The sequence below is a fragment of the Variovorax sp. V15 genome (assembly GCF_041154425.1).
Taxonomy (GTDB): Bacteria; Pseudomonadota; Gammaproteobacteria; order Burkholderiales; family Burkholderiaceae_C; genus Variovorax; species Variovorax guangxiensis.
Genome location: NZ_AP028659.1, coordinates 3,075,242 through 3,093,469, shown reverse-complemented (window position 1 = coordinate 3,093,469; position 18,228 = coordinate 3,075,242). Strand labels below are relative to the sequence as shown.

18 protein-coding genes are annotated in these 18,228 nt (G+C 66.7%); 3 read left to right on the top strand and 15 right to left on the bottom strand.

What is annotated here, in order from left to right; genetic code table 11:
• Positions 1 to 2 precede the first annotated feature (2 nt).
• The 13 genes from lpxA to rpsB form a co-directional block, all read right to left on the bottom strand.
• Positions 3 to 791, bottom strand: coding sequence for an acyl-ACP--UDP-N-acetylglucosamine O-acyltransferase (gene lpxA / locus ACAM57_RS14670; protein ID WP_184637578.1), 789 nt, complete (start codon positions 789 to 791; stop codon positions 3 to 5).
• A gap of 34 nt (positions 792 to 825) precedes the next feature.
• Positions 826 to 1,299 (bottom strand): 3-hydroxyacyl-ACP dehydratase FabZ, encoded by a 474-nt coding sequence (gene fabZ / locus ACAM57_RS14665; protein WP_184637576.1) that lies wholly within the window; start codon positions 1,297 to 1,299, stop codon positions 826 to 828.
• Positions 1,296 to 2,273 (bottom strand): UDP-3-O-(3-hydroxymyristoyl)glucosamine N-acyltransferase, encoded by a 978-nt coding sequence (gene lpxD / locus ACAM57_RS14660; RefSeq protein ID WP_369662173.1) that lies wholly within the window; start codon positions 2,271 to 2,273, stop codon positions 1,296 to 1,298. Before lpxD ends, fabZ begins: the two co-directional genes overlap by 4 nt.
• A 14-nt stretch (positions 2,274 to 2,287) precedes the next feature.
• Positions 2,288 to 2,839 carry an OmpH family outer membrane protein gene (locus ACAM57_RS14655; protein ID WP_126024027.1) on the bottom strand — a complete coding sequence of 184 codons (552 nt, stop codon included), beginning with the start codon at positions 2,837 to 2,839 and terminating at the stop codon, positions 2,288 to 2,290.
• Entirely contained in the window at positions 2,840 to 5,272 is a 2,433-nt protein-coding gene (bamA, locus tag ACAM57_RS14650) for an outer membrane protein assembly factor BamA (protein WP_126024025.1), read from the bottom strand.
• 38 nt (positions 5,273 to 5,310) lie between these two features.
• Complete coding sequence (rseP, locus tag ACAM57_RS14645) at positions 5,311 to 6,684, bottom strand: RIP metalloprotease RseP (protein WP_369662172.1); 1,374 nt, start codon at positions 6,682 to 6,684, stop codon at positions 5,311 to 5,313.
• Positions 6,685 to 6,711: 27 nt separating this feature from the next.
• Positions 6,712 to 7,902 carry a 1-deoxy-D-xylulose-5-phosphate reductoisomerase gene (gene ispC, locus ACAM57_RS14640; RefSeq protein ID WP_184637569.1) on the bottom strand — a complete coding sequence of 397 codons (1,191 nt, stop codon included), beginning with the start codon at positions 7,900 to 7,902 and terminating at the stop codon, positions 6,712 to 6,714.
• Positions 7,899 to 8,744 carry a phosphatidate cytidylyltransferase gene (locus ACAM57_RS14635; protein WP_126024020.1) on the bottom strand — a complete coding sequence of 282 codons (846 nt, stop codon included), beginning with the start codon at positions 8,742 to 8,744 and terminating at the stop codon, positions 7,899 to 7,901. Before ACAM57_RS14635 ends, ispC begins: the two co-directional genes overlap by 4 nt.
• A gap of 18 nt (positions 8,745 to 8,762) precedes the next feature.
• Positions 8,763 to 9,485, bottom strand: coding sequence for a polyprenyl diphosphate synthase (uppS, locus tag ACAM57_RS14630; protein WP_126024019.1), 723 nt, complete (start codon positions 9,483 to 9,485; stop codon positions 8,763 to 8,765).
• Positions 9,486 to 9,493: 8 nt separating this feature from the next.
• Positions 9,494 to 10,054, bottom strand: a complete 561-nt coding sequence (gene frr / locus ACAM57_RS14625) for a ribosome recycling factor (RefSeq protein WP_126024017.1) — start codon at positions 10,052 to 10,054, stop codon at positions 9,494 to 9,496.
• Between the two features lie 11 nt (positions 10,055 to 10,065).
• On the bottom strand, positions 10,066 to 10,788 hold the full coding sequence (pyrH, locus tag ACAM57_RS14620; RefSeq protein ID WP_093202350.1) for a UMP kinase: 723 nt from the start codon (positions 10,786 to 10,788) through the stop codon (positions 10,066 to 10,068).
• A 96-nt stretch (positions 10,789 to 10,884) separates the two neighbouring features.
• On the bottom strand, positions 10,885 to 11,808 hold the full coding sequence (gene tsf, locus ACAM57_RS14615; RefSeq protein ID WP_126024016.1) for a translation elongation factor Ts: 924 nt from the start codon (positions 11,806 to 11,808) through the stop codon (positions 10,885 to 10,887).
• An 80-nt stretch (positions 11,809 to 11,888) separates the two neighbouring features.
• Entirely contained in the window at positions 11,889 to 12,641 is a 753-nt protein-coding gene (rpsB, locus tag ACAM57_RS14610) for a 30S ribosomal protein S2 (RefSeq protein WP_126024014.1), read from the bottom strand.
• Between the two features lie 207 nt (positions 12,642 to 12,848).
• Between rpsB and ACAM57_RS14605 the strand changes: the two genes are divergently transcribed.
• Entirely contained in the window at positions 12,849 to 14,171 is a 1,323-nt protein-coding gene (locus tag ACAM57_RS14605; protein ID WP_369662171.1) for an amidase, read from the top strand.
• A 56-nt stretch (positions 14,172 to 14,227) separates the two neighbouring features.
• On the top strand, positions 14,228 to 15,481 hold the full coding sequence (locus ACAM57_RS14600) for a D-amino acid dehydrogenase (protein WP_369662170.1): 1,254 nt from the start codon (positions 14,228 to 14,230) through the stop codon (positions 15,479 to 15,481).
• On the opposite strand, the gene ACAM57_RS14595 is transcribed toward ACAM57_RS14600, so the two are convergent.
• Positions 15,471 to 15,899 (bottom strand): hypothetical protein, encoded by a 429-nt coding sequence (locus ACAM57_RS14595; RefSeq protein ID WP_369662169.1) that lies wholly within the window; start codon positions 15,897 to 15,899, stop codon positions 15,471 to 15,473. The genes ACAM57_RS14600 and ACAM57_RS14595 overlap by 11 nt on opposite strands.
• A 54-nt stretch (positions 15,900 to 15,953) precedes the next feature.
• Between ACAM57_RS14595 and ACAM57_RS14590 the strand changes: the two genes are divergently transcribed.
• Complete coding sequence (locus ACAM57_RS14590) at positions 15,954 to 17,414, top strand: NAD(P)H-hydrate dehydratase (protein WP_369662168.1); 1,461 nt, start codon at positions 15,954 to 15,956, stop codon at positions 17,412 to 17,414.
• A 6-nt stretch (positions 17,415 to 17,420) separates the two neighbouring features.
• On the opposite strand, the gene ACAM57_RS14585 is transcribed toward ACAM57_RS14590, so the two are convergent.
• Positions 17,421 to 18,185, bottom strand: coding sequence for an SDR family oxidoreductase (locus ACAM57_RS14585; RefSeq protein ID WP_126024007.1), 765 nt, complete (start codon positions 18,183 to 18,185; stop codon positions 17,421 to 17,423).
• Between the last annotated feature and the right edge of the window lie 43 nt (positions 18,186 to 18,228).

Genomic DNA, 18,228 nt, shown 5'->3' with positions numbered 1-18,228 from the left:
CTTCAGCGCGCGATGCCGCGCGTCGAATTGGCCAGGAAGGATTCCATCAGCGCGACGTCGCCGGCCGCCTCGGGCATTTCGGTGGCCAGCGCGGCGATGCCTGCGCGCGCCTCGTCGAGCGTCTTGCCCTGGCGGTACAGCAGGCGATGCATCTGCTTCACCGCTGCGAGCCGCTGCGCGGAGAAATCGCGCCGGCGCAGGCCGACGATGTTGAAGCCGCGCACCGCCAGCGGATTGCCGTCGACCAGCATGAAAGGCGGCACGTCCTGCGTGACCGCGCTCGCGAAGCCGAGCATGGCATGGGCTCCGATGGAGACGAACTGGTGGATGCCCGTGAGCCCGCCGACCGTCACCCAGTCGGCCAGGTGCACATGGCCGGCCAGCGTGGTGTTGTTGGCGAGCGTGGTGTGGTCGTCGACACGGCAGTCGTGGGCGATGTGCGTGTACGCCATGATCCAGTTGTCGTTGCCGACACGCGTGACGCCCCCTGCCCCCGGCACGCCGAGGTTGAAGGTGCAGAACTCGCGGATCACGTTGCGGTCGCCGATGACGAGCTCGGTAGGCTCGCCGGCGTATTTCTTGTCCTGCGGAACGGCGCCGAGGGACGAAAACTGGAAGATCCTGTTGTCGCGCCCGATGGTGGTGCGGCCCTCGATCACGCAGTGCGCGCCGATGGTGGTGCCCGCGCCTATGCGCACATGCGGGCCGATCACGGTATAGGGTCCGACCGACACCGAGGCGTCGAGCTGTGCCTGGGGGTCGACGACGGCCGTCGAATGAACCTGGGTCATGCCTTGTGAAGAAGCAACTGGCTGCGGCCGGCCATCAGTTGATCTGGCGCATGGCGCACATCAGCGACGCCTCGCAGGCGAGCTCGGTGCCCACCAGGGCCCGGCCCTTGAACTTGGAGATGCCCGCCTTCATGCGCTCGATCTCGACTTCGAGGGTGAGTTGGTCGCCCGGCTCCACCGGACGCTTGAAGCGGGCGCCGTCGATGGCAGCGAAGTAGTAGACGGTGTTGTCGTCCGGCACGATGTCCAGCGAATGGAACGACAGCAGCGCCGCCGCCTGCGCCATCGCTTCGAGCATCAGCACGCCCGGCATCACCGGGCGGTGCGGGAAGTGGCCGTTGAAGAACGGCTCGTTCATCGTCACGTTCTTGAGCGCCGTGATGCGCTTGCCCTTTTCCATGTCCAGCACGCGGTCCACCAGCAGGAACGGGTAGCGGTGAGGCAGCAGCTTGAGGATTTGATGGATATCGAGCGTCGTCATGATTTTCTGTTCCTGCATCGTCGTCATTTTTTCGAGGGAGCCTTCTCCAGCGCCTTCAGTCGTTCGCGCAGGCTGTGCAACTGCTTGAGCGTTGCCGCATTCTTTTCCCAGTTCGCATTGTCATCGATGGGAAACATGCCGGTGTATTGGCCGGCCTTGTGGATGGACCGGGTGACCACGGTCGCGGCCGACACATGCACGCCGTCGGCGACCGTCAAATGACCCAGCACGATGGCGCCGCCACCGAAGGTGCAGCCGGCCCCGATGATGGCGCTCCCGGCCACGCCGACGCAACCCGCCATGGCCGTGTTCTTGCCGACCCGGACGTTGTGGCCGATCTGGATCAGGTTGTCGAGCTTCACGCCGTCTTCGATGACGGTGTCGTCCAGCGCGCCGCGGTCGATGCAGGTGTTGGCACCGATCTCGACGTCATTGCCGATGCGCACGGCTCCGAGCTGCTCGATCTTGACCCAGCGCCCCTCGTGCGGGGCGAGCCCGAAGCCGTCGGCACCGATCACCACGCCGGGATGCAGCAGGCACCGTTCGCCGATGACGCAATCCTCGCTGACCGTCACGCGCGACTTCAGCACGGTGCCAGCGCCGATGCGGGCGCCCCGCTCCACCACGCACAGCGCGCCGATGCGCGCCGTGGCGTCGACCAGCGCTTCAGGATGGATCACCGCGCTAGGATGGACGCGGTCGGCCTCCGGGCGCGCATGGTGCGCCTTCCACAGCTGCGTGAGACGGGCGAAGTAGAGGTACGGATCGGGCGTGACGATGTAGGCGCCACGCGCAGCTGCCGCCCCGCGCATGGCGGGCGACACGATCACGCAGGCGGCCTTCGAAGCCGCCAGCTCCTGCTGGTATTTGGGATGGCTCAGGAAGCTGAGCGCATCGGGCTGTGCATTCTGGAGAGGCGCGAGCCGCTCGATGGACAGCGCCGCATCGCCATGAAGCTCGCCCCCGAGGGCGTCAACAATGGCTCCGAGCTGCAGTGACACGCCGGTTCGCGGCGTTACTTGCCGGCCGCGGGCGCAGGAGAAGCGACGGACGCGTTCAGCGCCTTGATCACCTTGTCGGTGATGTCGTGCTTCGGATTGATGTAGATCGCTTCCTGCAGGATGGCGTCGTACTTCTCGGCCTCGGCCACCTGTTTCACCACGCGGTTGGCGCGCTCGTAGACCTGCTGGAGCTCTTCGTTCTTGCGCGCGTTCAGGTCTTCCTGGAACTCGCGGCGCTTGCGCTGGAAGTCGCGGTCCTGATCGACCAGGGCGCGCTGGCGGGCAACGCGCTGGGTTTCAGAGAGGGTGGGAGCCTCGCGCTCGAACTTCTCGGAAGCAGCCTTCAGGGCATCGCCCTGCGCGGTCAGGTCTTTCTCGCGCTTCAGGAACTCCGCCTCGAGCTTTGCCTGGGCAGTCTTCGCGGGCTGCGCTTCACGCAGCACGCGGTCCGGATTCACAAAGCCGATGCGAAAAGTTTCCTGCGCCTGTGCCTGGGCAGGTGCCGTGGCAAGTGCGAAAGCGGGAATCAACAACGCGCCGGCCGCGGCGCGGATCAAATGCTTCATTTAGAAAGACGTTCCGATCTGGAATTGGAGGCGCTGAATTCTATCCTTCGGGATATAGCCTGCCGTGAACGGTTGCCCCACTTCCTTCTGGGACTTGATCGGGAAGGCGTAGGCAAGGCGCAGCGGGCCCAGCGGCGAGATCCAGCTGACGCCAAGGCCGACCGAGGCGCGCAGCTTCTTCTCGGCCTTCCATTGCTCGTCGGTCACGCCGGCGGCACGGGTGCCGAAGACGTTGCCGACGTCGAAGAAGCCGTACAGACGCAGGGTGCGGTCGTTGCCGGCGCCGGGGAACGGCGTGCTCAGCTCCGCATTGAAGATCGCCTTCTTCGTACCCCCGATGGCCGCGCCTTCGCTCTGCAGGAACAGCGGCGCATCACGCGGACCCAGCGAGTTCTGCTCGAAGCCGCGCACCGAACCCAGGCCACCCGCGTAGAAGTTCTTGAAGATCGGATAGACCTTGTTGCCGAAGGCCTTGGCGTAGCCGACCTCGCCGTTGATCGAGAAGGTGTACTGCTTGTTGATTGCGAAGAACTGCTGGTACTGGTAGTTCGTCTTGACGTACTTCATGTCACCGGCGGCACCCACCTCGAGGTTGGCGCGTTGCAGGCGGCCGGTGGTCGGGATCAGCGCGCTGTCGCGGCTGTCGCGGCCCCAGCCGACGCTCAGCGGAATGCCCCAGACGCTCTTCTGGTCGCAGCCGGTCACCAGCAGGCCCGTCGGGTCCTTCTTGCACTGGAAATAGTTGAGGTACGACGGCGGCGTGTACAGGCCGGAGAAGGCGGTCGAGCTGTTGGGATCGAACGCATAGCGCTCGATGCCGACGCCGAAGAAGACGGTGTCGACCTCGCTGAACGGCACACCGAAGCGCACTGATGCGCCCTGGTTCACCAGCTTGTAGTCGCCGTCGGTCGAGGTCTGGTACGGACGCGTCGTGGTGTGGTAGATGCTGAAAGTACGCGAGATGCCGTCGGCCGTGAAGTACGGGTCGGTAGCCGTCAGCGACAGCGTGCGGTTGTACTTGCTGGTGTTGACCTGCACGCCCAGGAAGTTGCCCGAGCCGAACACGTTCTCCTGCGAGATGCCGAAGGTCAGCGCGACCTTTTCCGCGCTGGAGTAGCCCGCGCCGAGCTGCAGGCTGCCAGTGGGTTTCTCAACCACGCTGACGGTCAGGTCCACCTGGTCCGGCGAGCCGGGCACTTCCTGCGTATCGACGTTCACTTCGGTGAAGAAGCCCAGGCGGTCCACGCGGTCGCGCGAGAGCTTGATCTTGTCCCCGTCGTACCAGGAGGCCTCGTACTGGCGGAACTCGCGACGGATCACCTCGTCGCGGGTCTTGTTGTTGCCGCCGACCGAAACGCGGCGCACGTACACGCGGCGCGAGGGCTCGGCCTGTAGCGTGAGGGCCACGCGGTTGTTGACGCGGTCGATCTCGGGGCGTGCCTGTACGCGCGCAAAGGCGTAGCCGAAGGTGCCGAAGTAGTCGTTGAACGCCTTGGTGGTCTCCGTGACCTGCTCGCCGTTGTAGGGCTCGCCCGGCTTGATGGTGATGAGCGACTTGAACTCGTCGTCGCGGCCGAGGTAGTTGCCATCGAGCTTGACGCTCGACACCACGAACTTCTCGCCTTCGGTGATGTTCACCGTCACCGTCAGGTCCTTGCGGTCCGGGGAGATCGCGACCTGCGTCGAGTCGATGCGGAACTCGAGATAGCCGCGCGTGATGTAGTACGAGCGCAGGGTTTCGAGGTCGGCGTTGAGCTTGGCGCGCGAATACTGATTCGACTTCGTGTACCAGCTCATGAAGCCGCCGCTGTCCTGGTCGAACAGGCTCAGTAGCGTCGATTCGCTGAAGGCCTTGTTGCCCACCACGCGCACTTCGCGGATCCGGGCCGACTCGCCTTCGGTCACGGTGAAGGTCAGGTTGACGCGGTTGCGCTCGATGGGCGTGACGGTGGTCACGACCTGCGCGTTGTAGAGGCTGCGGCTCACGTACTGGCGCTTGAGCTCCTGCTCCGCACGGTCGGCCAGAGCCTTGTCGTAGGGGCGGCCATCGGCCAGGCCCACTTCGCGCAGCGCCTTCTGCAGCGCAGCCTTGTCGAATTCCTTGGTGCCGACGAAGTCGACATCGGCGATGGTCGGACGCTCTTCCACGATGACCACCAGCACGTTGCCGTTCACGTCGATGCGCACGTCCTTGAACAACCCCAGATCGAACAGCGCGCGAATCGCAGCGGAGCCGCGCTCGTCGCTGTAGGTATCGCCCACGCGAAGCGGCAGCGACGCGAAGACCGTACCGGCCTCGACGCGTTGCAGGCCTTCGACGCGGATGTCGCGCACCGTGAAAGGTTCGACTGCCCAGGCGGCCGAAGCCGCAAGCGCACTGGCAACCACCGCAACAACGCTACGCAGGCGAAAGCGACTGAAGTTTTTGTTCATCTGTGAATTGAGCCGGCACGGAAAGGGCCGGCAGAAAGTTAACCAAAGAGCCGCGTGACGTCGTTGAAGAGTGCGACCGACATCATGACCAGCAGCAGGGCCACACCCCCGCGCTGAAGCCGTTCCATCCAGGCGTCAGAGACGCTCTTGCCGGTCAGGCCCTCCCAAAGATAATACATCAGGTGTCCTCCATCGAGGACCGGCAGCGGCATGAGATTGAGCACCCCGAGGCTCACGCTGATGAGCGCCAGGAAGACCAGGTACTGGGTGAAACCGAGGCTTGCGGACTTGCCCGCGTAGTCCGCGATGGTGAGCGGACCACTGAGATTCTTGATCGACGCCTCGCCGATGACCATCTTGCCCATCATGCGCACGGTCAGCGCCGAAACCTCCCAGGTACGCACCACGCCGCGCCAGATGCCGTCGACCACGCCCTGACGCACGGTCACCATTTCGGGCGGCGCGCCAACATAGGCGCCCACGCGCCCCACCTTGACGCCGCCCTCTTCCCGCACTTCGGGCTTCACGTCGATGGTGAGCGCCCGGCCGCCGCGCTCGATCTGCCATGCCTGCGTGCGCGGCTGGCCACCGTCGACCGACGCCCGGATCGCCTCGCGCAGCTGCTGCCCGTCGATGATCGGCGTGCCGCCGATGGCGCGCACCACGTCGCCGTCGAGCAGGCCCGCCGCTTCGGCCGCGCTGCCCTTCATGACTTCGCCGATCTCGGGGCGCGTCAGGGGCGCCAGCACGCCGATCTTGCGGAACATCTGCGGATCGGCGTCCTTGGTCTCCATGCGGCTGAGCGGGAGCACCAGCTCGCGAGCGGGCCGACCGCCCTCGCCCGCGACCTCGAGCTTCAGGTCGCGACCATCGAGCGCTCCGCGCGTCATGCGCCAGCGCAGGTCCTCGAAGGACTGGACCGGCGTCAGCTCGCCGTCGAACCCAGCCCGGGAGATGTGCTCGCCGCCCTTCAGGCCCGCCGACTCGGCAAGGGAGCCTGCCACCGGCCGCGCCAATGTGGCGACCGGCTCCTGCACGCCGATCCAGTTGACTGCCGTGTAGAGCGCCACCGCCAGCAGCAGATTGGCGATCGGCCCCGCGGCCACGATGGCCGCGCGCGAACGCAGCGGCTGCGTGTTGAAGGCGCGGTGGCGTTCCTCGGGTGCCACGGGGCCTTCACGCTCGTCGAGCATCTTGACGTAGCCGCCGAAGGGAAATGCGCCGATGACGAACTCGGTCTGCTGGCCCGGATGCTGGCGCCTGGGCTGCCAACGGAAAAGCGCCTTGCCGAAGCCGACGGAGAAGCGCTCCACCTTGACGCCACAGGCCACTGCCACGCGATAGTGGCCGTATTCGTGCACCGCGATCAGGACACCGAGCGCAACCACAAAGGCTATGACAGTAAGCAGCATCGGAGTCCTTGCTTTACGAGGGAGGCGTCAGGCAGCGAATCGCAGCGCCGCGGCATTGGCTGCCGCCCGGGCGCTGGCGTCGATCGCCAGCAGGTCGGCCAGCGATGCCGGCTTGGAGGGGGCGACTCTTTCCAAAGTTTCCATGTTGACCGCGTGTATGCAATCGAAACGCAGGCGGCGGTTGAGGAATGCTTCAACTGCGACCTCGTTGGCGGCATTGAGCACAGCCGTCGTACCGGGCGCGGCGCGCAGCGCGTGCCATGCAAGGCCCAGCCCGGGGAAGAGAGCCGCATCGGGCGATTCGAAGGTCAGCGAGCCCATCTGCCGGAAGTCGAGCCGCGCGGCGCCGCTTTCGATGCGCTCGGGCCAGGCCAGGCCCACCGCGATCGGCACCCGCATGTCGGGCGTGCCGAGCTGGGCGATGACCGACGCGTCGGTGAACTGCACCATCGAGTGCACCACGCTCTGCGGATGGATGACCACCTCGATCTGCTCGGGCGAGACGCCGAATAGATGACGCGCCTCGATCACCTCGAGCGCCTTGTTCATCATCGTGGCCGAATCGACCGAAATCTTGCGGCCCATGACCCAGTTCGGATGGGCGCAGGCCTGCTCGGGCGTCACCGCGCCCAGGGTTTCCGGCGCACGGGTGCGGAACGGGCCTCCCGAGGCAGTCAGGATGATCTTGTCGATGCGCCGCGCCCAGGTGGACGGGTCCTCGGGCAGCGACTGGAAGATGGCGGAATGCTCGCTGTCGATGGGCAGCAGCGTCGCCCCACCCTCGCGCACGGTGCGCATGAAGAGTTCGCCGCCGACGACCAGCGCTTCCTTGTTGGCCAGCAGGAGCCGCTTGCCGGCGCGCGCGGCAGCCAGGCATGGCCCCAGGCCGGCGGCACCGACGATGGCGGCCATCACGGAATCGACCTCGTCGTGCGACGCTATCGTTTCGAGAGCATCGCCCTCCATCAACACGACCGTCTTCAGGCCATTCTGCTGGAGCTTCTCGGCCAGCAGCGCGGCGTGCGGCGCGCTGGCCATCACGGCGAACCTGGGCGTGAACTGGGCGCACTGCGCCAGCAACTCGTCGACCTTGGTGGCCGCGGAAAGCGCGAAAACCTCGAAGCGCTCGGGGTGGCGCGAAATGACGTCGAGCGTGCTCACGCCGACCGAACCGGTCGAGCCGAGCACCGTGACGCGTTGTCTTCTGGGTGAATTCACAGGAAAGCCAGCATCATGGCAATGGGAAGCGCCGGCAAGAGGGCATCCACGCGGTCGAGGACGCCGCCGTGGCCGGGCAGCAGCCTGCTGCTGTCCTTGGCGCCGGCGCTGCGCTTGATGAGAGATTCGACGAGGTCGCCCACGACGCTCATGGCCGCGAGGAACAGCGCGGCCAGCAACAGCAGCCACCAGCCACGCTCGGCGAGACGGGTATACAGGCTGGCCACCGTGGCGCCCGCGGCCTTGTCGGCCCAGACCCAGGCGAAAGCCAGCACCACCACGCCGACCATGCCGCCCCAAACGCCCTCCCAACTCTTGCCGGGACTGATCGCCGGAGCGAGCTTGTTGCGGGTGAACTTGAGGCCGAAGGCCCGGCCGGCGAAATAGGCGAATACGTCGGCCACCCACACCAGCACGAGGATCGACAGCAGGAAGTTGATGCCGATCATGCGCGCCTGCACCGCAGCCAGCCAAGCTACCCACAGCGCCAGCAGGCCACCGACCAGTCGAAGGCCGCGCGGAATGCGGGGCCAGCCCGGCACTGCCACGCGCAGCAAAGCCGCGCCGCCCAGCACCCAGGCAGCGCTCGCCAGGGTCCACATCACGACCAGGGGTTGCTCCAGCAGCCCGAGCCACCAGGAGAGCCCGCACAGCACCACCGTCTCGGCACCGAGGAACAGCGACACCCCCTGCCCATAGCCGTTCAGACGCCCCCACTCCCAGGCGGCGGCGCCGATCAGCACCAGCATGACGCAGCCGAAGGGGATATAGCTTGGGTAGAACAGCGCCGGCAGCAGGATCGCGAGGAGCACGATCGCCGTGATGATGCGTTGCTTGAGCATGCGGAGGCTGCCTGGCCGTCAGGCCGCGGCGGTGGAAGAGACTTGCGCCGAGGTCTGTCCGAAACGCCGCTCGCGGCCCTGGAACGCGGCAATGGCCTCGTCCAGCGCTGCCTCGTCGAACTCGGGCCACAGCTTGTCGCTGAAGAAAAGCTCGGCGTAGGCACTCTGCCAGAGCAGGAAGTTGGAGAGACGCTGCTCGCCGCCGGTGCGGATGAACAGGTCGGGGTCGGGCACGTGGGCCAGGGCCATGGCGCGATCGAGGCTGAGCTCGGTGATCGCTTCGCCCTGTGCTGCAAGCTTGGCTGCAGCCTGTGCGATGTCCCAGCGGCCGCCGTAGTTGAAGCAGACGTTGAGCACGAGCCGGGTGTTGTGCGCCGTGGCGGCTTCGGCGTCGAGCAGGCCGTTCACCATCTTGGGCGACAGACCGGCGCGCTCGCCGACGAAATGCAGCCGCACGCCGTCGGCGCTGAGCTTGGGCACCTCGCGAGCAAGCGCACCGACCATCAGTTCCATCAGCCCGGAAACCTCCTCGACGGGACGGTTCCAGTTCTCGGACGAGAACGCGAACACGGTGAGCACACCCACGCCGCGCTCGGCGCAGGCCTTGACGCAGCGGCGCAGCGATTCGACGCCCTGCTTGTGCCCCGCGATGCGTGGAAGAAAGCGCCGCGTCGCCCAGCGGCCGTTGCCGTCCATGACGATGGCAACGTGGTGGGGAATGCGCGGCGCCGACGAGGCCATGGCGGGCCTCAAACGGCCATGATCTCCGCTTCCTTGGCCGCGACCAGGCGGTCGATTTCCGCGATATGGCGGTCGGTGACCTTCTGGATCTCGGCTTCGGCGCGCTTCTGGTCGTCTTCCGACGCCAGCTTTTCCTTGACCAGCTTCTTGACCGCTTCGTTCGCATCACGGCGCAGGTTGCGCGTGGCGATCTTGGCGCTCTCGCCTTCGTTGCGGACGAGCTTGGTCATTTCCTTGCGGCGCTCTTCGCTCATGGCCGGCAGCGGCACGCGGATCAGGTCGCCCATCGAGGCGGGGTTGAGGCCCAGGTCGCTTTCGCGGATGGCCTTCTCGATCTTGGCGCCCATGCCCTTTTCCCAGGGCTGCACGCTGAGCGTGCGCGAATCGAGCACCGACACGTTGGCCACCTGGCTCAGTGGCACCTGGGAGCCGTAGTACTCGACGTGGATCGCGTCGAGCAGCGCCGAGTTGGCGCGGCCGGTACGGATCTTGGTGAGGTTGTTCTGGAATGCGGCGATCGACTGGTTCATCTTCGCGTCGGTCGCACTGCGGATGTCTGCAATGGTCATCTCAAATACTCCTAGGCATGCACCAGCGTGCCTTCGTCCTCGCCCATGACGACGCGCTTGAGCGCGCCATTCTTGAAGATCGAGAACACCTTGATCGGCAGCTTCTGGTCGCGGCACAGCGCGAAGGCCGTGGCGTCCATGATGCCGAGGTTCTTCGCAATCGCCTCGTCGAAGGTCAGCGTGGCGTAGCGGGTCGCGTCGGGGTTGGTCTTGGGGTCGGCGGTATAGACGCCGTCGACCTTGGTCGCCTTGAGCACCAGCTCGGCGCCGATCTCGGCACCGCGCAGCGCGGCGGCCGTGTCGGTGGTGAAGAACGGGTTGCCTGTGCCGGCCGCGAACACCACGACCTTGCCCTCTTCGAGGTACTGCAGCGCCTTGGGGCGCACATAGGGCTCGACCACCTGCTCGATGGCGATGGCGGACATCACGCGGGCCACGAGGCCCTGCTTGTCCATCGCATCGGCCAGGGCCAGCGAGTTCATGACCGTGGCCAGCATGCCCATGTAGTCGGCGGTTGCGCGGTCCATGCCGACGGAACCGCCCGCTACGCCGCGGAAGATGTTGCCGCCGCCGATCACGACCGCCACCTCGACACCCATGTTCACGACCTCGGCCACCTCCTGCACCATGCGCACGATGGTCGCACGGTTGATGCCGAAGGCGTCGTCACCCATCAATGCCTCTCCCGACAGCTTCAACAAGATTCGCTTGTGGGCTGGGCGGGCATCAGACATGGGCAATTTCCTTTGGTTGGGTCGGGACGAGTGTAAAACGTGGCGATGAAAAAACGACGGTGCGCGCGAACGCACCGTCGCTGGAGCCGTAAAGGCTTAAGCGGCAGCCTTGGCTGCGGCGACTTGGGCTGCGACTTCAGCGGCGAAGTCGTCAACTTTCTTCTCAATGCCTTCGCCGACCACGTACAGGGTGAAGCCCTTGATCGTGGTGTTGACGGCCTTGAGCATCTGCTCGACGGTCTGCTTGTCGTTCTTCACGAAGGGCTGGTTGTGCAGCGAAACTTCCTTGAGGAACTTCTGCACGCCGCCTTCGATGCGCTTGGCGACGATGTCGGCCGGCTGGGGCTTCTTGCCTTCGGCTTCGGCCGTCTTGCGGTCTTCCTCGGCCTTGCCGGCGGCAACTGCGCGTTCCTTCTCGATCAGCTCGGCGGGCACGTCCGAAGCGGCAACCGACACGGGCTTCATGGCGGCGATGTGCATCGCGACGTCCTTGGCGGCGGTGTCGTCGCCCTCGAACTCCACCATCACGCCGATGCGCGTGCCGTGCAGGTAGGAGGCCAGCTTGCCGTTGCCGGCGAAGCGCTTGAAGCGGCGGAACGTCATGTTCTCGCCGATCTTGCCGATCAGGCCCTTGCGCACGTCCTCGAGCGTGGGGCCGAAGCCGTCCTGCTCGTAGGCCAGGGCGCCCAGCGCGGCGATGTCGGCGGGGTTCTTCTCGGCGATCAGCTTGGCGGCGGCATTGACCAGGGCCAGGAAGCTGTCGTTCTTCGAGACGAAGTCGGTTTCGCAGTTGACTTCGATCATCGCGCCGGCGTCACCGCCAACGTATGCGGCCACCACGCCTTCGGCGGTGATGCGGCTCGAGGCCTTGCCAGCCTTGTTGCCGAGCTTGATGCGCAGCAGTTCTTCGGCCTTTTCCATGTTGCCGTCGGCCTCGGTCAGGGCCTTCTTGCATTCCATCATCGGCGCGTCGGTCTTTGCGCGCAGTTCGCCCACCATGCTTGCGGTGATTGCAGCCATTTCGTATCTCCGTGAATTCAAAAATCAGGTTAAAAAAAAGGGGCACCAAAGCCCCTTCTTCAGGCTCGCGGGCGCGCCAATCAGGCCGAGGCGCCCTCTTCGACTTCGACGAATTCGTCATTGCCTTCGGCGATGGCCTTGACCACGTCGCCGGTGGCGCTGTTGCGGCCTTCGATGATCGCATCGGCGATGCCGCGGGCATACAGCGTGACAGCCTTCGACGAGTCGTCGTTGCCGGGGATCACGTAGTCGATGCCTTCGGGCGAGTGGTTGGAGTCCACCACGCCGATCAGCGGAATGCCGAGCTTCTTGGCTTCGGCCACGGCGATCTTGTGGAAGCCCACGTCGATCACGAAGATGGCGTCGGGCAGAGCGGTCATGTCCTGGATGCCGCCGATGTCCTTCTCGAGCTTCTCGATCTCGCGCGTGAAGGTCAACTGCTCCTTCTTGCTCAGGCTGTCGAGGCCGGCTTCCTGCTGGGCCTTCATGTCCTTCAGACGCTTGATCGAGGTCTTGACGGTCTTGAAGTTGGTCAGCATGCCGCCGAGCCAGCGGGTATCGACGAAGGGCACGCCGGCGCGGCGGGCTTCCGCCGCCACGATCTCACGGGCCTGGCGCTTCGTGCCGACCATCAGGATCGTGCCGCGGTTGGCGGTGAGCTGCTTGGCGTACTTCATCGCCTCCTGGAACATCGGGAGCGACTTTTCCAGGTTGATGATGTGGATCTTGTTGCGATGGCCGAAGATGTACGGAGCCATCTTGGGGTTCCAGAAGCGGGTTTGGTGACCGAAATGGACGCCTGCTTCCAGCATTTCGCGCATGGTGGTGGACATTGAAATTACTCCAAAGGTTGGGTCTAAAATCCAGCCCGTTTTGCGCTCTTTGAATCGAGTCACAACACCTTGATTGGGCCGGTTTGCGGATGTGTCTGGCTGGATGCAACGGGAGCCGTTGCCCGACCAGCGAAACCCAAAGAGTATAGCACGGCCGTCGCCCCTCCCTCTGAACCCGAGCCGTCCCGGCGGCACCCGCAGCCTTCCATGAACGACCTTCACGCCACCCGTCTCAACCTTCTGGCAGGTGGCACCGATGCACGCACCGAAATGGAGCGCGCCATCGACATCTCCAGGTCCGCGGTCTGCCAGCACGTCTTCACCCGCACGATGTTCGACGAGGCCCTGCAATCCGCCTCCACGTCGGCCCCGGCCAGCCGCCTGACCGGCCTCGCCTTCACCGCCAAAGACCTTTTCGACGTCGAGGGTCAGGCCACGCCCGCCGGCTCCGCCGTCCTGGCGCACGCCCCGGCCGCCAAGGCCGACTCCCCCGCCGTGGCCCGGCTGCGCGCCGCCGGCGGCGTACTGACCGGCCGGACCAACATGACGGAATTCGCCTTTTCAGGCGTCGGCGTCAATCCGCATCATGGAACGCCAGCCAACGCCGGCGACCCCGCGGTACCGCGCATTCCGGGCGGTTCGTCTTCCGGCGCCGCGGTTTCGGTCGCCAGCGGCGCTGCCTTCATCGGCCTGGGCTCCGACACCGGCGGCTCGATCCGCATTCCGGCAGCGCTCAACGGCATCGTCGGCTTCAAGAATACGGCCCGGCTGACGCCCACCGCCGGCGCGCTGCCGCTCTCGACCACCCTTGATACCGCCTGCGCCATGACCCGCTCGGTGCGCGACGCCATCACCGCGCACGAGATCCTCGCCGCCCGTCGCGTGACCGCCGGCAACGCCCCGCTCGCCGCCTACAGGCTCGCTGTGGTGAAGAACGTGTTCTTCGACGGCATCGAGCCCGCCGTGGCCAACGCTTTCGAGCGCTCGCTGAAGATGCTTCGCGCCGCCGGCGCCCGCATCGTGGAGATCGAGTTGCCCGAACTCGCCGAGCTGGGCGCCATCAACGCCACCGGCGGCTTCTCCGCCGCCGAGTCGTACGCCTGGCACCGCCTGCTGCTGGAACGCAGCGGCGCGGGCTACGACCCGCGCGTGGCCCAGCGCATCCTGCGCGGCGCCACGATGAAGGCGCACGAGTACATCGACCTGATCAACGCCCGCCGCGACTGGATCGCCCGCGTCGAAGCCGTGCTCGCGCCCTTCGACGCCGTGCTGTCGCCGACGGTGCCGATCACCGCGCCGTCCATCGCCAGCGTGGCGCCGGGCGCGGAGCGCGACGAAGAATTCTTCCGCGTCAATGCGCTGCTCCTGCGCAATCCGTCGATCGTCAACATGCTCGACGGCTGCGCCATCTCGCTGCCCTGCCAGGCTCCAGGCGAACTGCCGGTGGGCCTGATGCTGTGGAACGCGGCGCTGCACGACGACGCCGTGCTCGCGGTGGCGCTCCAGACCGAGCGCGCGCTGCAAGAATAACGGCCGACGGCGCCCGTCCCGCGGGCGTCAGCCATCTCTCTCATCCTGAACATTCAATGAAAATCGCGATCGTGGGCGCCGGCATCATAGGCGTCACCACCGCCTGGGAACTGGTTTCCGACGGCCATGAAGTGACCGTCTTCGAGCGCCGCGGCGCCGCCGCCGAGGAAGCCAGCTTCGCCAACGCCGGCGTGGTCGCTCCCGGATACGTCACGCCGTGGGCCGGCCCCGGCATGCGCGGCAAGGTGCTGCGCTCCCTGCTCTCCTCTCACGGTGCCATCAAGCTGCGCTGGCCCCTGGGCTCGCGCGACCTCGGCTGGCTCTCCCGCTGGCAGAAGGCCTGCAAGCTCGACACCTACCTGGCCAACCGCGCCCGCATGCAGCGCCTGGCGTTCTACAGCCGCAACCGGCTGCACGAGGTGACCGAGGCACGCGAACTCAGCTATGAGCGCAGCGACGGTTATCTCGTGCTGCTTCGCTCCAAGCGCGAGAAGAAGCTGGTGCAGCCCGGGCTCGACGTGCTGCGCGCGGCTGGCAGCGTCTTCAAGGAAGTCGACGCCGACGAAGCGCGGCTCATCGAACCCGCCCTGAACCCCGACACCCCGCTGGCAGGCGCCATCCACCTGCCCGAGGACGAAGTGGCCAACTGCCGCCAGTTCGCGCTGCTGCTCAAGTGGGAGGCCGAGTCGTTCGGTGCGCAGTTCCATTTCAACTGCGACATCGCGCCGCTGAGCCGCGCGGCCCCCACCTCGCTGTCGCTGGCGAGCGGCTCCGACCCGGTGCGCTACGACGCCGTGGTGGTTTGCGCCGGACTGGAATCGGCCTCGCTGCTGCGGCCGCTGGGCCTGCGCATTCCGATGGCGCCGGTCTACGGCCATTCGGTGAGCGCGCCGATCCGCGAGCCGCTCAATGCGCCGCGCAGCGCGGTGATGGACGAGCGCTTCAAGGTCGCCATCTCCCGGCTGGGCCAACGCGTGCGCGTGGCCGGCAGCGCCGAAATCGGCGGCTCGCTGGACACGATGAACCCAGCCGCGGTGCAGACGCTCTACAAGGTGCTGCACGACTGGTTTCCGGGAGCCGCCACGCTGCAGTCGGGCATCCAGCAATGGAAAGGCGCGCGGCCGATGCTGCCCGATGGCCCGCCGGTGCTGGGCGCGAGCGGCATTCCGGGCGTGTGGCTCAACCTCGGGCATGGGTCGAGCGGCTGGGCGCTCTCGTGTGGCAGCGCGCGCGTGCTGGGCGACCTGATCGCCGGACGCGAGCCGGACATCGACCTCGAAGGGCTCGGGGCCGAACGGCTCAGTCTTTAGGGCCCCACCGGCGCAAGGCTTCGGGGCTTGCGGGCTTCTCGACGGGAAACCCCGGCTCGGGCGGAGGCCGCAGCCTGCCGGCGCCCCAGGCCAGCAAGCCGGGGCAGATCAACGCGAAGAAGATCAGGCACAGCACACCGGCGCCCAGCAGCGCCAGCCGCGCCAGGCCGGAGGCACCCTCGGCCGGCAGGTCGAACCAGCGGATCACGCTGATGCCGAAACCGACATTGGCGGCCCAGGCCACATCTCGCAGAGGCACCCATCGCCTGAACTCCGCCAGCAGGAAGACGCCCCACACGAGGCACAACAGGCCCAGCACCCACCCGAATCCCGCGATCCACGCCATCGTCGCGGCCAGGAACGAAACAAGCGCCGCGAGAAGCAGGACAAGCAGCCAGCCGACGCCTTTGAAGTTCATCCCCCGGATGATAGGGAGGCAAGCAGCGAGCCGGGCCAACGGCACAATGCGCCGATGCAACGCATCACCTCCGCCACTGCTGCCGACCTGTTCGACATCGCCGCCACGCGCCGCATCGAGCAGGCAGCGTCGGCCGCCCTGCCCGCCCACACGCTGATGCGACGCGCAGGCCTTGCGGTGGCGAGGCTCGCGATGGCAATCGCGCCACATGCGCGCACGATATGGGTGGCTTGCGGGCCGGGCAACAACGGTGGCGACGGGTTCGAGGCTGCCGCCCAGTTGCGGCACCGGGGCTTCTTTCCGGTGGTCACGTCCATCGGCGATGAAGGCATGCTGCCGCCGGACGCCAAGGCATCGCTGCAACGAGCGCGCGATGCCGGCGTGACCTTCGCATCGACGCCGCCTTCGGACTACGAACTGGCGATCGACGCATTGCTCGGCATCGGCTCGACGCGGCCACCCGAAGGCGCGATGGCCGACTGGCTGGAGAAGATGCACGCCAGCGGCCAGCCCGTGCTGTGCGTCGACGTGCCATCGGGCCTGAACGCGGATACCGGCACGCTGGCCCAAGGCGTCAGCCCTGCGCAGGCGTCGACTCGCACCTGCATCACCTTCCTCACGCTGAAGCCCGGCCTGTTCACCGCGCAGGGTCGAGACGCCGCGGGCACCGTCTGGTTCGACGACCTGGAGTGCGGCGCCTTCAAGGACCAGCCCACGGCACGGATCGCAGGAGCACCCGAAGCGCAGCCGCGCAATCACGCCTCGCACAAGGGCAGCTATGGCGACGTCGCGGTGATCGGCGGGGCCGCCGGCATGGCTGGCGCTGCCTTGCTGGCTGGCTCAGCGGCGCTGCACGCGGGCGCGGGGCGCGTATTCGTCGGCTTGCTCGATCCGAGCGCGGCGCCTGTCGACACCGCGCAACCCGAGTTGATGCTGCGCGACGCCCAAACGCTCGATCTCTCGAACATGACGGCAGTCTGCGGGTGCGGCGGAGGAGAAGCCGTGAACGAACTGTTGCCGCGCGTGCTTTCGACGGCGGCCGCCCTGGTGCTCGATGCCGATGCGCTCAACGCCATCGCGGCCGACGGCGCGCTGCAAGCCCAGCTGGCATCACGCGGAAAAGACGGGTCGCCCACTGCGATCACGCCGCACCCGCTGGAAGCAGCGCGCCTGCTGGGCCGATTGGTCGGCGAAGTTCAGGCAGATAGGCTGGCCGCAGCCCAAGAGCTTGCCGCACGCTTCAGCGTGGTGGCTGTACTCAAGGGCTCGGGCTCCGTCATCGCCAGTCCCGGCGAAGCGCCACCGATCATCAACCTGAGCGGCAACGCCCGCCTCGCAACCGCCGGAACCGGCGACGTGCTGGCCGGAATGATCGGCGCGGCGCTGGCCGCGGGCCGCCCCGCCTTCGAAGCCGCGCGCGAAGCCGTCTGGCAACACGGCCACATCGCAGACACCTGGCCGGCCGACGCAGCCCCGCTCACGGCTGGCACGCTGGCCCGCCGCGCGCCGGTCTGAAGCGCCTCAGCCGCGCCCGACGAAGGGCATCTTCGTCGCCATGATGGTGTGGAAGAGCACGTTGGCTTCCAGCGGAAGGTTCGCCATGTAGAGCACCGACTGGCCGACGATCTTCACGTCGATCAGCGGCTCGATGGCCAGTTCGCCGTTGGCCTGCGGCACGCCCTTGGCCATGCGCGCGGCCAGCTCGGTCATGGCGTTGCCCACGTCCACCTGCCCCACGGCGATGTCGTACTTGCGGCCATCGAGGGACGCCGTCTTGGTGAGCCCCTCCACCGCGTGCTTCGTCGCGGTGTACGCAGCCGAGTTCGGACGCGGCGCCGTGGCCGAGATGGAGCCGTTGTTGATGATGCGCCCGCCCATCGGCTTCTGCGCCTTCATCGTGCGGAAGGCCTGCTGGATGCAGAAGAACATGCCTGTCAGGTTGATGTCGACCACGCCCTGCCACTGCTCGGGCGTCCAGTCCTCGAACGGGCCCGGCGGGTTGCCGACGCCGGCGTTGTTGAACAGCAGGTCGACGCGGCCGAAGCGCTCGACGGTGGCAGCGAACAGGGCTTGCACCGAGGCCGCGTTCGATACATCGGTAGGCACCGCGAAGGCGCGCGCGCCGGCGCCCGACTCTTCCGCCACCTGCTCCAGCGGCTCCAGGCGGCGGCCCGCCAGCGCCACGCTCCAGCCGTCGCCCAGCAGCGCCAGCGCGGCGGCGCGGCCGATGCCGGAGCCGGCACCCGTGACGATGGCGATACGGCCCTTGTTGTCTTCAGCGCTCATGCTGTCTGTCTCTTTCTTTTCGGTTGTCGATGGTTCGTTCGAT

Excerpts from the sequence above, each read along its gene's own strand:
- lpxA (WP_184637578.1), bottom strand. The coding sequence starts at position 791 with ATGACCCAGGTTCATTCGACGGCCGTCGTCGACCCCCAGGCACAGCTC.
- fabZ (WP_184637576.1), bottom strand. The coding sequence starts at position 1,299 with ATGACGACGATGCAGGAACAGAAAATCATGACGACGCTCGATATCCAT.
- ACAM57_RS14655 (WP_126024027.1), bottom strand. The coding sequence starts at position 2,839 with ATGAAGCATTTGATCCGCGCCGCGGCCGGCGCGTTGTTGATTCCCGCT.
- bamA (WP_126024025.1), bottom strand. The coding sequence starts at position 5,272 with ATGAACAAAAACTTCAGTCGCTTTCGCCTGCGTAGCGTTGTTGCGGTG.
- rseP (WP_369662172.1), bottom strand. The coding sequence starts at position 6,684 with ATGCTGCTTACTGTCATAGCCTTTGTGGTTGCGCTCGGTGTCCTGATC.
- ACAM57_RS14635 (WP_126024020.1), bottom strand. The coding sequence starts at position 8,744 with ATGCTCAAGCAACGCATCATCACGGCGATCGTGCTCCTCGCGATCCTG.
- uppS (WP_126024019.1), bottom strand. The coding sequence starts at position 9,485 with ATGGCCTCGTCGGCGCCGCGCATTCCCCACCACGTTGCCATCGTCATG.
- frr (WP_126024017.1), bottom strand. The coding sequence starts at position 10,054 with ATGACCATTGCAGACATCCGCAGTGCGACCGACGCGAAGATGAACCAG.
- pyrH (WP_093202350.1), bottom strand. The coding sequence starts at position 10,788 with ATGTCTGATGCCCGCCCAGCCCACAAGCGAATCTTGTTGAAGCTGTCG.
- tsf (WP_126024016.1), bottom strand. The coding sequence starts at position 11,808 with ATGGCTGCAATCACCGCAAGCATGGTGGGCGAACTGCGCGCAAAGACC.
- rpsB (WP_126024014.1), bottom strand. The coding sequence starts at position 12,641 with ATGTCCACCACCATGCGCGAAATGCTGGAAGCAGGCGTCCATTTCGGT.
- ACAM57_RS14605 (WP_369662171.1), top strand. The coding sequence starts at position 12,849 with ATGAACGACCTTCACGCCACCCGTCTCAACCTTCTGGCAGGTGGCACC.
- ACAM57_RS14600 (WP_369662170.1), top strand. The coding sequence starts at position 14,228 with ATGAAAATCGCGATCGTGGGCGCCGGCATCATAGGCGTCACCACCGCC.
- ACAM57_RS14595 (WP_369662169.1), bottom strand. The coding sequence starts at position 15,899 with ATGAACTTCAAAGGCGTCGGCTGGCTGCTTGTCCTGCTTCTCGCGGCG.
- ACAM57_RS14590 (WP_369662168.1), top strand. The coding sequence starts at position 15,954 with ATGCAACGCATCACCTCCGCCACTGCTGCCGACCTGTTCGACATCGCC.
- ACAM57_RS14585 (WP_126024007.1), bottom strand. The coding sequence starts at position 18,185 with ATGAGCGCTGAAGACAACAAGGGCCGTATCGCCATCGTCACGGGTGCC.